The 13,745-nt window shown below is 61.3% G+C and carries 10 protein-coding genes and 2 pseudogenes; 3 read left to right on the top strand and 9 right to left on the bottom strand.

Features of this window, described 5'->3' with window-relative positions; all coding sequences use genetic code 11:
- Positions 1-37 precede the first annotated feature (37 nt).
- The 4 genes and pseudogenes from FJ978_RS01445 to FJ978_RS01435 all read right to left on the bottom strand — a co-directional run bounded on the left by FJ978_RS01445 (position 38) and on the right by FJ978_RS01435 (position 2,960).
- On the bottom strand, positions 38-1,165 hold the full coding sequence (locus tag FJ978_RS01445) for an ATP-binding protein (protein WP_140569567.1): 1,128 nt from the start codon (positions 1,163-1,165) through the stop codon (positions 38-40).
- An 11-nt stretch (positions 1,166-1,176) separates the two neighbouring features.
- Positions 1,177-1,857 carry an ATPase domain-containing protein gene (locus FJ978_RS33045; RefSeq protein WP_246678019.1) on the bottom strand — a complete coding sequence of 227 codons (681 nt, stop codon included), beginning with the start codon at positions 1,855-1,857 and terminating at the stop codon, positions 1,177-1,179.
- Positions 1,858-1,981: 124 nt separating this feature from the next.
- Positions 1,982-2,572, bottom strand: a pseudogene (locus tag FJ978_RS33040) (ATPase domain-containing protein); the annotation flags it as partial.
- Between the two features lie 67 nt (positions 2,573-2,639).
- Positions 2,640-2,960: a circadian clock KaiB family protein gene (locus FJ978_RS01435; RefSeq protein ID WP_013895415.1), complete on the bottom strand. Its 321-nt coding sequence runs from the start codon at positions 2,958-2,960 to the stop codon at positions 2,640-2,642.
- A gap of 359 nt (positions 2,961-3,319) precedes the next feature.
- Here FJ978_RS01435 and FJ978_RS01430 point away from each other — a divergent pair, with 359 nt between their 5' ends.
- Positions 3,320-3,961 (top strand): Crp/Fnr family transcriptional regulator, encoded by a 642-nt coding sequence (locus FJ978_RS01430; RefSeq protein ID WP_342447410.1) that lies wholly within the window; start codon positions 3,320-3,322, stop codon positions 3,959-3,961.
- A gap of 262 nt (positions 3,962-4,223) precedes the next feature.
- Entirely contained in the window at positions 4,224-5,396 is a 1,173-nt protein-coding gene (locus FJ978_RS01425; protein ID WP_013895413.1) for an MFS transporter, read from the top strand.
- 1,469 nt (positions 5,397-6,865) lie between these two features.
- Here FJ978_RS01425 and FJ978_RS01415 read toward each other — a convergent pair.
- On the bottom strand, positions 6,866-8,062 hold the full coding sequence (locus FJ978_RS01415; RefSeq protein WP_013895410.1) for an MFS transporter: 1,197 nt from the start codon (positions 8,060-8,062) through the stop codon (positions 6,866-6,868).
- A 177-nt stretch (positions 8,063-8,239) separates the two neighbouring features.
- Between FJ978_RS01415 and FJ978_RS01410 the strand changes: the two genes are divergently transcribed.
- A complete protein-coding gene (locus FJ978_RS01410) occupies positions 8,240-9,175 on the top strand; it encodes a LysR family transcriptional regulator (RefSeq protein WP_013895409.1) in 936 nt (311 codons plus the stop codon).
- Positions 9,176-9,762: 587 nt separating this feature from the next.
- On the opposite strand, the gene FJ978_RS01405 is transcribed toward FJ978_RS01410, so the two are convergent.
- The 4 genes and pseudogenes from FJ978_RS01405 to FJ978_RS01390 all read right to left on the bottom strand — a co-directional run bounded on the left by FJ978_RS01405 (position 9,763) and on the right by FJ978_RS01390 (position 13,407).
- Positions 9,763-10,989 carry an MFS transporter gene (locus FJ978_RS01405; protein ID WP_140569563.1) on the bottom strand — a complete coding sequence of 409 codons (1,227 nt, stop codon included), beginning with the start codon at positions 10,987-10,989 and terminating at the stop codon, positions 9,763-9,765.
- A complete protein-coding gene (locus FJ978_RS01400) occupies positions 10,986-12,374 on the bottom strand; it encodes an NAD(P)-binding domain-containing protein (protein ID WP_140569561.1) in 1,389 nt (462 codons plus the stop codon). Before FJ978_RS01400 ends, FJ978_RS01405 begins: the two co-directional genes overlap by 4 nt.
- A gap of 44 nt (positions 12,375-12,418) precedes the next feature.
- Positions 12,419-12,556: pseudogene (locus FJ978_RS33035) on the bottom strand (transcriptional regulator); the annotation flags it as partial.
- 149 nt (positions 12,557-12,705) lie between these two features.
- Positions 12,706-13,407 carry a DUF4336 domain-containing protein gene (locus FJ978_RS01390; RefSeq protein WP_140569560.1) on the bottom strand — a complete coding sequence of 234 codons (702 nt, stop codon included), beginning with the start codon at positions 13,405-13,407 and terminating at the stop codon, positions 12,706-12,708.
- Positions 13,408-13,745: the final 338 nt, after the last annotated feature.

Genomic DNA, 13,745 nt, shown 5'->3' with positions numbered 1-13,745 from the left:
CCGCGGTGGATGCGGTGTGCCATTGCAGGCGCAGTGTTCAGACCGGCCTCGTCCTGCCTTCGCAGCGGGTCGTTCCCGTGTTTGGCGCGCGGGGAAGGAAGAGATGAACGCTTGTTCCCTCGCCGACCTCACTCTCGATCCGAATATGCCCCCCGGACTGCTTGATGAAACCGTAAACCTGGCTAAGCCCAAGGCCGGTCCCCCGGCCATCGGCCTTTGTAGTAAAGAACGGCTCGAACACCTGGGCCAGGATCTCCTTGCTCATGCCGCACCCCGTATCCCTGACCGTGATCCGAACGAATGAGGCAGCCAGAGCGGGCACCTCTTCAATGTCGCCGGGGGTATCGCTGGTCTCGATCGCCAGCGTGCCTGTGCCGGCCATCGCGTCCTTGGCATTCACAGCCAGGTTTAGGATGGCGACGTCCAGCTGATTGGCGTCCACGACGACAGGACCGAGTGCTGGATCCAGTTCAAGGTTGATACTGATCCCATTCCCCAGCGTCCGCTCCAGCAGCATCGTCATCGCTTCGATTCGTCCATTCAGGTCGATTGTCTCCGGACGCAGTGACTGTCCACGAGAGAACGCGAGCAATTGCTGCGTCAGCGCACCGCCGTTCTGGGTTCGCTTAAGCAACTCTTCGATCAGCATCGACGCGTTCGGATTGGCAGGATCCTCGCGCAGCTGCTTCTGAAGCAGTCGCAGCCCCGATTCGAACACCGCGAGCAGGTTGTTCATGTCGTGAACGATGCCGGCAGCGAGCCGGCCGATCGCTTCGAGCTTTTGCGGTTGACGTCGACGCTCCTGCCGCGCGCGTTGCGCTGAAACGTCGCGAAGACTGGCAAGCAGTGCCGGCTTGCCATCCCAACTGAGCTCAACCGTCCGCATTTCCACGTCGGCTGGTGCTCTATCGGGCCGGTGGACGGTAATCTCCATGGTTTCGCCGGAGATGACCGGACGGCCGAGGGGGATGTGGACGAGATCGGCGACCGGATAGCCGAAAATCGCGGCTGCCGCCGGATTTGCATAAAGCACAGTTCCCAACAGACTGACGACGAGAACCCCGTCGGCCGTGTTCTCGATCAGCCGTCGAAAATCAAGTTGACTAATGCCCGTCAGAGTTGCATCGCCGTGTCGGTCTGAGACTTCGGCTGCGCTGCGCGCCACGTCGACGCTCCTCACGCCGGGGATGCGGCGGAATCGCCGAACACGTCGGGGGCGCCGTCGAAGGGCTGACCGAGATGCATGCCGGCACCGTCGATCGCGAAGCGTCGAATCTGCTTGTCATGCTCGCTGCCGCGCATTTTCAGCACCATGATTCCGCGATGCATGAAATCTCCCTCCTGGATGTACCGCAAGAGGATGATCGAGTCCGTAAGGGTTGAAATATGCTGTTCGCTGGCGCTCTGGCCGCCGACGAGCGACTTGTTGGTGGCCGTGCAAAGGCCGGCGATCTCGTGTTTCTTGATGAAGGAAGTGAGACTGATCAGGAACTCCCGGAAACCGGTCTCTGGCGCGATCCGTTCCAATGCCGACAGGCTGTCGATGGCGATCCGGTCAGGTTTGAACTCCTCAACGAGTTCGCGGACCATCAGCAGGTGGTCCGGCAAGTTCTGCGCTTCAGGGTAAATGCACACGATCTTCAGCCGGCCATCCGCCTCCATTGCCTCGAAATCGACGCCCCAGCCGCGCGCGTTGCGGAACAGCTGGCCACGGCTTTCCTCGTAGCCGACCAGCAAGGCACGTTCGCCGGCCGCTGCCCCGCCCGCCAGAAAGTTTGTCACCAGCAGCGTCTTGCCGGTGCCCGTCGCTCCGCTGACGAGAGTGACGCTGTCGCGGAAAAACCCACCGCCGCACATCCTGTCGAGTTCGGGATTGCCGCTCGTCACCCGCTTGGTGCTGGATTGCTGCTCGAGCCGCAGGCACCGCCACTATGCCTTGCTTCACCACGAGCGTGATCGGCACCTCGCCCTCGACGTGGCGGCTGCCCCGCATCTTGAGAACCTCGATCGTGCGCCTGCGCCGCTCGCGGTCCAGCGCGTTGCGCAAGATCACGACGTTGTCGGCGACGAACTCCTCGATCCGGTGGCGGGAGATATCGCCATATTCGCTGTTGCGTTCGGCGGTCATCAGCACCGTCAAGCCTTCCCGCTTGAGGGCTGTTGCGATGCGCAGGAGTTCCCGACGCACCGATGTCTGCTCGGCGACGAAATGGTCGAAGAGCTGGGTCACGGAATCCAGCACGATGCGCTTTGCCGCGGCGTGTCGCGCAGCGTGCAGGACACGCGTCAGCAGGCCCGACAAATCGAAATTGCCGATGATCATCTGGTCGTGGTCACGCGGGCTGGCGTCGACGAAAACCAGCTTGTTGTTCTCCCGCCAACCGCGGATGTCCCAGCCGAAGCTGGCCATGTTGACCTCGATCTCGGCCGGCGATTCCTCGAACGTGACGAAGACGCCGGGTTCGTCGCGCATTGTGATGCCGTGGGCGAGGAACTGTGTGGCAAATACTGTTTTGCCGCTGCCAGGCGTGCCACCGACGATGGTGGTGCGCCCGCGCGGAAGGCCGCCCATCACAAGATCGTCGAAAGCCTCGATACCTGTCCTGACGCGTTCGAGCGCAGGATCGACGAGGATCTCTTCAGCTGTGGTCATAGCCGCTGTCCTTCTTGCGATAACCGAAATAGTCGAGAACCTGAGCGATGTTGCTGATGTCACCAATCAGCCGGCGTGGAGGGGTGGTTGACTCATCCGAGAGCGTCGGCGTCGCCAGAATGCCGGCCCTTTCCGCCTCTTCAGGATGCGCAAGGACGTCTACGATCTGGATTTCGATACCGCCGGCCAACTCCTCCATTATCCTCAGACGGTTTTCCAGCGCCCGACGCGCACCCGGCGCATCGCCGGCGACATAGAGTCGAAGCAAGCCGTTGGCCCCCGGATCGGACCGATCACTGACGCTCATGCTCACGCCTTGCTGCACAAAGTTGCAGTTTTCGGCGTGCACGAGGCGCCACGCCACGGAATCCAGACGCCAGCATTTTTCTTCCCCGGCAGCCGTCGGTCTGCCTGGAAGCCGATGCACCGCGGCTCGCGCTCGGTGAGGCCCGGATCAGCGCCCCTATGCGGTTTGTAGATAGCCGCGCCCGCCTCGTCTGCGCACTTGTGAACATTTCTCGGCGCGGATCGTTGTAGACGCCGCCATTTGGAAAGAGGAGTGCTATGGAGAATCCGCGAGAACGATCAGACCCGATCGGGAACAACCTGCTTCGGGCTCTCAGAGCCGACGACTGGCAAATCCTGCAGCCGAGGCTCGAACAATGGTTGGCGCCCGCCGGGACTTTGCTGCACGAGCCAGGCGATGCAGTCCGTTATGCCTACTTTCCTCGCGGATCGGCCCTGGTCTCCTATCGTGTCGTGCTGCGCGACGGGCGAGCGATCGAGACTGCGCTCATCGGTCGTGAAGGAGCGGTCGGCGGCATCGTCAGCCAGGGCAGGCTCCCGGCGTATGCACGGGCCGAAGTTCAACTCGGTGGCTCGTTCTTCAGAATCGACCTGAACCATCTCGAAGAGGCCAAGGAGCGTTCCTTGACGTTGCGCCACCTGTTTGCCCGCTATGCCGATTGCCTGATGGCGCAGGTATTCCAGTCCGTCGCCTGCAGCGCGGCGCATTCGATCGAGCAGCGAACGGCAAGATGGCTGTTGGCCGCGACAGAACGCACGGGAGCCGAAAACCTGACGGTGACACAGGAACAGCTTGCAACGATGCTCGGGGTCGGCCGCTCCTATCTCAGCCGTGTCATTCACGAGCTAAGGCACCGTGGCGTCATCGAAACCAGGCGATCTCGGCTTGCGGTGCGCAATCCAGAAGGACTGCGCTCGCTCGCGTGCGAGTGCAACAAGGCCGTCAGCCGCCATTTCAATGATGTTTTGGAGGGTGTCTATCCGGCGGGGAAAACGGGTTAGCGGTGCGGCGGGCGTCTCGCCGAGGAAACGACAATAAGGCCCCAGCGGTCTTCGCCGGTCGGGCTTGACCTCCATTTTTGCGCCTCTGCCGATGCCGCTCGTGCTGGGCGCCCCTCCGGCTTAACCTTGCCGTCAGTGCGATGATACACAGGAACACGGTAGCGTGTCGAAGCCGCTTTCGCGAGGCTGGTTTCTAGGTGGAAGGAGCATGGTCCGCCAGATCTCCCTATGACGCGAGGCGCTTCCGTGGCAGAATTTTGGCATGGCACGTCTCGGCCCGCTGCTGGCGTTTTTAGCGCTCTATGCTGCAATTTACGCGGCATTCGGGACAGCGTCCCCGTTCTGGCCACGGTACTTTGAGGCGCGTGGCCTGACACCTGAAGAGCTGGGTGTTCTGTTCGGGTTAGGCAACGCTGCCCGGCTGATCGCCGGACCGCTCGCGAATCGAATTGCAGACATTTTCGGCGCTCTCCGTGTCACCCTGGCGGTCTGCATCGGGATCGCGGTGGCGGGGACGATTGGGCTGGCTGCCGTGCAAGGTCTGTTTCTTCTGCTGCTCGTTTATCTCACGCAGTCAGCCGGGCTGGCACCGATCACGACCCTTGCCGATGCACTTGCGACGGGCGCGTCGGTGCGCGAGCCGGGTTTTGAGTATGGCTGGGTGCGAGGTGCGGCATCGGCCGCCTTCGTTGTTGGCACCCTCGCTGCTGGCCAGGTGGTCGGAATCTTCGAGCTGGATGCGATTATTTGGATGTACGCCGCGCTGCTTGCCGCAGCGCTGGCAGCCGCAGCACTGGTGCCTGAATCAGACACCAACGCCGAGCGGGCTGCCGATCCGGTCGGGCAAAGCGTAATGGGCGGGCTGCGCGAGCTGCTCGATGTTCCGACTTTCCGGCGCATGGTGGTGCTTGCGGCGCTGATTTATGGCAGCCATGCGATGCATGACATCTTTTCGGTCATCCGCTGGACAGCGGCCGGGGTTGGCACGGCAGCGAGCAGCATACTTTGGTCGGAAGCCGTTGCAGCGGAGGTGGTGGTGTTCGTTTTGGTCGGGCCGATCCTGCTGCGCCGGCTTGGCGTGGCCGGTGCCGCTGCTCTGGCCGCCGTGGCCGGAATACTGCGCTGGGTCGTGGAAGCGGGAACGGCGGCGGGCTGGATGCTTGCGTTCGTGCAACCGCTTCACGGCATAACTTTCGCACTGCTGCATCTTGCCTGTATGCGTGTTATCGCCAGCAGTGTCCCCGCACATCTTGCCGCAACCGCGCAGGCCCTCTACGCGATAGGCCCAGGGCTCGCCACCGCCGGCCTTGTCTGGGTATCAGGTCAGCTATATGGAGCTTACGGTCCCCCCGCGTTCCTCGTGATGGCAGGACTGTGTGCGCTGTCCCTTCCGCTAGTGATTGGACTGCGCGAAAGGCCCCCGTCGCCGGATTGACACAGGCGCACCTGCCTCGTCCCCGCCGCTTCAGCAAAACCAGGCGGACCGGCACTTCCGCATGCACCGGAACGCCCCTGAAGATCACGGCCAAGATGGACGAATTTAAATTGCTTTGGGGTGACCGCAGGTGCCTCAGCATTCAATTGTCGAGTTGATGGGCGAGATCAATGAGCGGCAGAAGGCGGAGTTCTTGGGCAGTGCGACCTCGGTTAGAGGCCGAACGGTTCCGGCCAGTTGATGGGAACAGCAGCGGCGTCGGTGAAGCCTTCAGACCCGGTGCCGTTCCGGAAGTCATCGATGATGTTTTGTTCGGACCGATCGTAGCCAGCGTGGACGAAGCTGTGGAGACCCTACGGCGGATAGCTCGTCTCGATCGCGCACGGGTCCGGGAAACTTTTGAAAAGCGGTTCTTGGTCGGGCGCATGTGTCGCGACTGTATGGCGATCTATCGCTCGCCCGCAGGCAACAAGCGATTTGCAAATTTGTAGGTCGGAGACAAATTTCGGGGGAACAATGGTTCCTTATTGTCGTTCATTCGACCCCGGACGCATGTATGGCTGACCCATTCGGTCGCTCGTCCGCCGCTCGATGTTGGCACGGCGGACTGGCGTTGGACGATGAAAATGGAGGAAACTATGATACGCACTGTTATAGTCGCCGCCGCACTAGTAGGCTTGTTGGGTGCTCCCGCAATTGCTGCGACGCACTATTGGGTCGCCAAGGACACGAGCACCAAGACATGCACGGTGGTCTCTATGAAGCCCGATGGAGTTAAGATGACGGCTGTCGGCAAGAAAACCTACTCGAGCTATTCCAGTGCAGACAAAGCTCTGAGAGCATCGGCCGCGTGCAAGAGCTGACAAGCATATGTGACCTGGCCTTTTGCCGCGCCGTAATTGTCGCTGATGCCGCGCTTTCCGGCTTTCGGCTGCGTTCCATATCGAGGCTATTTGTCTCGCCCATGGGTCTATGGCCGCTAAGTCGTTATCTGTCGAGGGAGGCGCAATCTACGGCTGGCGTCGTCAGCGGTATGTCTGCCTATAAGCCGGCATGAAGACCGCAGCGACTTACGATTCGGAGGCAGGCACTTTCACGATCGAGAAAGACAAATGGCGAGGGACCTTCTCGATTGCCGACTTGCCGAAATGGCTGCACTTCTACCGCCAGCAGCAGGAGCGATACCCCGCTCACGCGCATTCCTATGGGTCAGACGTGGAGGCGCTTGAGGGCCTCGCCGTCATACTAGCCTGTGGCCAGTAACTAGCTATCCACCATGGCTGCATCCTAATTGAAGGCGACACAATCGCGCTAACGTGGCGGTGCTCCAGAGCGCCTGCATGATCACCGCCAATTTGTGCGCCACTGCGAAACGAGCGTCTGATGTTGCGCCCCTGACTTCAGAGGCTGAGGAAACGAAGGTCCACTTCAAGCGAACACAGACGGGCGGTACTCAGGATGTCCTGCTGTTACGAGTTTCCGATGTTCCGGATGGGTGCGCGGCAAACGGGGAACAGCACCAGCAGGATGATGGCCGCATCGATCCAGAGGACCCTGTTCACGCCCATAGTATCGACGATCTGACTGCTCGCGAGGGTACCCACGGAGATCGCAAGATTGAAAACGAAGCAGTAGATGGCCGTCGCAGCTTCCGGGCTTTCTGATGCTGCACCTAACACCCACGTCTGCAGCGTGACGGGAGCCGCACCATACGCGAAGCCCCACACCAGCAGCAGGATGGTTCCCGTGAGCGGTGTGACGCCGAGCAACGGGAAGAGAGCAAGCGTGGCCCCGAGCCCAATCACGATACAGGCCAATGTGCGACCCACGGATTTTGCGGCCCAGAAGCCTGCGACGGCGTTGCCAATCATTCCCAGAATACCATACCCCAACAGGAGCCAACCGACGCTCCTTGCGCTGACGCCCGCGACGTCCAGCAAAACTGGGCTCACGAAGGTGTAGGCACCGTAGTGGGCAGCCACCAGCAGCGCGGTCGCAACCACACCCGCCGTGAGGGCAGGATTATGCAACTGTGCACGCAGGGCTTTAATCTCCACGGGCTCCGCCGCCTCGAGCTTCGGAAGCACGAGCAGTGCGGCGAGCAGAATGGCAAAGCTCAGGGCGGCGAGAGACCAGAACGCGCCGCGCCAGCCGACTACATGGCCAATGATCGCACCGGCAGGCACACCCAGCACCGCAGCGGCACTGACACCGCCGAAGACGATCGTCAGGGCACGCGGCACGGACGGTCCAGGGACGAGGCGGACCGCGATACTTCCAGCGATCGCCCAAAAGCCACCGATGGTGATCCCGACGAGCAGCCTGGACGCGAGCAGCACGGGAAAGCTTGGCGCGAGTGCTGAAATCACGCTCGCCGCGGCCATCACCGCGAGCAGGCCGGCCATCAGAATACGCCGGTCAAGCCTGCCCACCGCCAACGGCAAACCGATAGAAGCGAAAGCGGCGATTACACCCGGTATCGTTACCGTGAGACCGCCACTCCCAACAGAGACATTCAACTCAGAAGAAATTGCCGGGATCAGCCCTACAGGCAGTTGCTCCGCGGTGATCATCGAAAAAATACCCATCGAAACAGTGAGCACGCTGAGCCACATGCGCACAGTGGCTCCCCGTTCCTCCTGAAGGACTGCTTTGGTCACAGACATGATCACCTCCAGCCCGCGCGAAAGCACTCGACGCCAGCGTTTCCCGGGCAACGTTAGGGAGACGGATCGGCGAATTGATCCGCGTTTCCTGTGAAATAATCTGTGCATTGCGAATTGATAATTGAGGCAAACATGGATGGTGAATTTACGAAGCGTAAATGAAAGAGGTGATCGCAGTTGGACCATCTGACCAGCATGACCGTGTTTGCCAATGTCGTCAGCGAAGGCAGTTTCGCTGGAGCGGCAAAGCGAATGCGACTATCTCCAGCGGCCGTGAGCAAGCATGTCCATTTGCTGGAGGAGTGGCTTGGCGCACGCCTTCTCAATCGGACGACCCGGCGCATCAGCCTGACCGAGGTCGGCGCGTCGGTCTACGAACGCAGTCTGCGCATCCTGGAGGATGTCGAGGATGTTCGTACGAGCGCAGCTGAGAGCCATGCACGTCCGACCGGCTCACTGCGCGTCAGCGCGCCGATCTCCTTCGGAGCGCTGTACCTGGGTAAAGTCGTTGCGGAATACCTTGCGGCCTATCCGGAGGTGTCGGTTGAGCTGGTGTTGGACGACCGCGTCGTTGATATCGTGGAAGAGGGACTGGACGTCGCGGTACGCATCGCTCCACTCACGGATTCCAACCTTATCGCTCGCCGGATCGCCCCCTCCTGGGAGGTCATCTGCGCTTCGCCCGAATATATAGACAGACGCGGACGTCCCACCAAACCGTCAGATCTCCAGGACCATGACTGCCTGGACTACGCGTTGCGCGCTGGCCGCGGAAAATGGCGGTTCGACGGGCCGGAGGGTGAAGTAGCGGTGAAGGTCAGCGCACGCATGACGGCGACGAACGGGCAGCTCCTGCGCGATGCGGCGCTGAGTGGAGCAGGCATAGTACTTGGTCCTACATTCCTTCTTGGCGAAGCCGTCCGTTCGGGCTGGTTGGAGATAGTGATGCCACTGTTCAAGCCGGTAGGGCGGTCGATATACGCGGTGTACCCATCACGAAGGCATCTTTCCGCCAAAGTACAGAGTTTCGTGACGCTTCTAGCCGACCGTTTCGGCGAGAACCCACCTTGGGACAATTGGAACGTGGCGAGTGGCGTTGACAACCCGGACTGAGTGAGCGGGACATCCCTTCACCCAGCCTTCACCTCCACGCCATCGTGACTAGAGGCACCCGGATGTGCCCTAGCGCCAACCACGTTGACTCACGCCAGGCCGCTACCCGGTGCCAAGCCGGCAAGTATATGGCGAGCAAGCGAGCCACCGGTCCATCGGTGGGGTCGATAACAAAATAATCACTTACCTTCAAAGGCGCGCAACTTCTGCGGTGTGCGCAAGAGAGCACAGTTCGGCCGGACGCATCGGACAGAAATTCGAAAAGCTTCCAGGAACCCGAGGGAAATTGGACGCCGTATCGGACAACAAGAGGCACGGATATCGCAGCGAAGGTCCGCAATGGGACGGTCAATGTTGTCGGCAAAAGAGCGTCAAAATAGGGCTGTCGGCGGCTCCGTCGCGGGAACGAAAAAAGAAGAGAAGCAGAACTTCCGTGTGCGATTTTTGCACACAGCGACTCGTAAATAGCTGATTTTATTTATGTATCTGCCCCATCCATCATCCGATTTATATCCGGCCCTATCCGCCGCTACCCGCCATGGAACGCGAGCTTGTCGGTCCAGCACATGGCTCGTAAACAACCGAGGCTATTGCGGCTGAATTTGAAAGCCACGCCGACTGAAAACCAGCCAGCCCATTGCGCATGCCAAGCCGACGTTGATCAGTGCCAGGCCGGTGAGCGTGGCCAGTGTGCCGTAGGCGCCAAAGCGTTGCAGCAGCAATGCGCCAATGGACGGTGCTGCTGCCTGGGCGATCAGGCTGGGCATGGCAAGGCGGCCCATCAGTTGGGCGTATCCGTTAGAGCCGAACAAGGCGAGCGGTAGCGTACCGCGAGCAATGGACTCCAACCCGATGCCCGCCCCGTAGAACGCGAGCGCCAACGGCACGATCGGCATGCCGACCCAGAGCGCCGAGACCCCGATTGCGACGAAGGCCACCGACGCGAACTTGGTCCAGATCGGGTGATGAAAGCGCGCGATCATCATCTCGATTGTGCGTGCAGCGACCTGGGAGGGACCGACGAGCGCCCCAAGCGCCACGGCCGCAGTGAGAGTCTTGCCGCTCTTTTGCAGGATCGTTAGAAAATGCACCGACAAGGTCGAGGAGATGACGGCGGCAAGCGTAAGAGTCGCGGCCAGGACAACCATGATCGTGAGATGGCGGCCGATTGGCAGAGCCGGCGTCGCTACCGCGTTCGGTCCGGCTTGGGCAGACGGTTGAGGCACGCCGCGAGGCAGGATCACGAGGTAGAGCGGCAAAGCAATGAAAAGCTGAACGGCGGCGTAAACCAGACAGGCGCCGCGCCAACCAATCTCGCCCAGCAGAAACGCCGAGATCGGCCAGCACACTGTGCTCGCAAAGCCACCGAACAGGGTGAGCGTCGTGATGGCGGACCGCGCCCCATGACCGTAGAGCCGGCCAAGCGTCCCAAACGCGGCGTCGTAAAGCCCTGCCCCCATGCCGAGGCCGATCACCAGCCAGGCCCCGATGTACGCGGCCAAATTGGGCGCGACCGCAAGTCCGATCTGGCCAAGGCCGATGCATCCCGCGCTGAATGCCAAGACGTTTCGGCCGCCGTGTCGTTCGATCGAGGAACCGACATGCGGCGAGATGACTCCCGCCGTGAGCAATCCAAGAGACAGGCCTCCGACGACCCAGGCCAGAGGCCAGCCGGTATCCGCAGCGACTGCCGGCGCAATGACCGCGGGGAGATAGTACGATGATCCCCACGCCATGATCTGTGTGACGCCAAGCGTGGTGATGATCGTGCGCCGGCTGCGCACGGTGGTGGTCGGCTGAGGCGAAGAGGTCATGCCGCGGCGCTGCAGCCGCAGCCAGACTTGCCACTCTCCTTGGCCTGGACATCCGCAACACAGCAGGCATCAACCGCCGCTGGCGCCGGGCCACCGCAACAGCCTTCGGCTGACGAGCCGAAAAAGGATGCCGGCACCGTGCAAACTCCCGTCTCCGGCAGAACCAGTTGAACGGCATCGGCGGCCGCCATGTCACCGGCGATCGCCGCCGCGACGGAGCGGGCCTGCTCGTAGCCCGTCAACAGCAGGAATGTCGGAGCGCGACCGTAGCTCTTTATGCCGACGGTATAGAACCCCGGTTCGGGGTGGCTGGGCTCGCGGTGGCCATGCGGCGGGACGTCCCCACAAGAGTGCTCATTGGGATCGATGAGAGGACCGAGGGCCTTCACGCTTTCAAGCCATGGATCGAGGTCGAGCCGCAGCTCGCGGGTCAAGGCAATTTCCGGGCGCTGGCCGGTGGCCGCGATAATCCTGTCGACGGGACCGATGGTTTGAATACCGTCTTTTGTTTGCCCTTCCACGAGCAGGCGGCCGTCAACCTCCCGGATTGCTGTCGTGGCAAAGCCCGTGACAAGTTGGACGCGACCGCTTTCGGCAAGCTCCCTCACTTCGGAGCCGAGTTCGCCACGTGCCGGCAACGCGTCGGCATCGCCACCACCGTAGATGCGGACTAGGTCAGTGCTGCGCGTCGTCCAGATTGCTGAAGTGCCCGGGGCGCTTTCTGACAGCTTGGTCAGTTCCAGCAATGCGTTGGCTGCGGAATGACCGGCCCCCACCACGAGAGTCGTACGCCCCGCGTAGAGATGGCGGTCCCGGCCGAGTACATCAGGTATGCCGTAGGCGATCCGGTCGCCGAACTCGTTTTCGCCTTCGGCGGATAGGCCTCCGGCGCCAAGCGGGTTGGGTGTTTGCCATGTGCCCGAGGCGTCGATTACAGCGCTGGCCGCATCCCCGCGCCGGCCGCCGGCAGTTTCGACCATCAGCATAAAGGGCTTAGTTGCACGCTCTTTGCTGACAACCTTGTCCGCACCCCATCGGGACACCGCGACGACGCGAGCATTTGTTTCGATGGACGGGGCCAGTTCCGGAAGTTGCGCGAGCGGGCTGATGTATTGGGCGACGATCTCACCGGCAGTGGGGAATGCCTCGGGCTCGGGCATTCTCCACCCATGGCTTTCGAGCAGCTGCCGGGCGACGGCATCGACGCAATAGCGCCAGGGCGTGAAGACCCGCACGTGCCCCCAGTCCAAAAGGTTCGAACCGGCATGCGAGCCGGCCTCGTAAACCTTCACCTTCAGCCCGCGGCGGATCAGTTGGGCTGCCGCGGCCAAGCCGACCGGACCGGCGCCGATGACTGCCACCGGTAGATCTGCGATTGCGTCCATTTTTCGATCCTTCCAGTATCTTCGAATTACGCAGGTAAAAAAAATCAGGCCATGGCTTTGCTGGCCGCGGGCGCACATTTCGCGTCGGCACAGCACTCGTCGGCCAAATAGCCAATCAACGCATTCATCCCGGGATAGTTGGCGCGGCAGATCAGCGTCGTCGCCTGGCGTTCTTGCGCAAGCCCGGCTGAAGCCAGGCCAAGGTTCCAAAGCGTTCAGGAACCTTTCAGTCGCAATTGCAGAACTTTCGAACCTCAGAGCGAACTATCTCGTCTCGCGCACAGATCAGCAGATAAAGGCCGTTCGGCGACTGTCCGCTCTGACGTTGGGGCTAATGGAGCAACCATGAAAACGCCCGCCGCAAAAATGCTTCGCCACCCGTCCTGACAACCTCACCGTGCGCCACGACGACGTGCTCGGGGTGCTTTCCGATCAGCTCACGAATCTTTGGGCGCGCTGTTGAGCGGTTGCGGAAACTGACCCGATAGTCGATCGGGGGATAACCCCACCCTTCGATCATTTTGGAAACTCTTGCGATTGCTCGCATCCACCAAGGCCAATGGTGTTTCAAGAACGTCGCGCTGAAGGTCTGAGAGAGGTCGGCGATGATGGCGGTCCGCGACGCGCGGTGAAAGAAGATCAGTTCGTCCATGAATGGCGAATTGGTGAAGTAGAATTGGTCGACCTGCCCGTTCCATTCGGCGGGCGGATTGTCGGCCAGTACCCCGCAAAAGCGGAGCTGCCTGCACTTTGCGAGTGTCGTCGCCGTCGCCCACACATTCGCATCCGGGAATGCGGCCTGCCAGTCCTCCAGAAACAGATAGTGCAGCTTGTTGGGGCTGACGATATGCCGAACAGGACCCAGGGACCGAATCTCGGCCTCAATTGCTGCCGTTCTTTCGACTGGCGACCATAGCCACAGTCCGCCGTCGGCAAGACGCACGACGACCATGCGTGTTGGATAGTCGAAGCCTTTGAACGATACGACTCCGCCATCCGCAAACCAAAGATCCGATCCCAGCGGCTCCAGCATGTGGGGAAATCTAGTCCGCCAGATGAACGCTTTCCACCCCCTCAAGGGCGTCATGGTGCGATCGAGGCGGTATCGAAAGCGATCGCCCGACACGGCCGAACAACCGCTTTCGCCCTGCATATCTTTTCACAGTCAGGTCCGCAGGCCATTCTGTAAAGTTCCTCACGACCTGCTTGGGCATACCAAGCCGATCCAGGATCGCGCGGGCATGTGGTTCGCGAGCAAACGCTCTGCCTGTGCACACGACGATCCCAAAGCTACGTGAAGCCCGACTCGGAAAGAGCAGTCTCCATCTCCGCGGCAATCAAGGCTTCGTCGTCGACGACCAGGACGAGAGG

Source organism: Mesorhizobium sp. B1-1-7 (genome assembly GCF_006442705.1).
GTDB classification, from domain to species: domain Bacteria; phylum Pseudomonadota; class Alphaproteobacteria; order Rhizobiales; family Rhizobiaceae; genus Mesorhizobium; species Mesorhizobium opportunistum.
The sequence above is the reverse complement of the archived record's forward strand: the minus strand, read 5'-3'. Positions and strand labels throughout refer to the sequence as shown.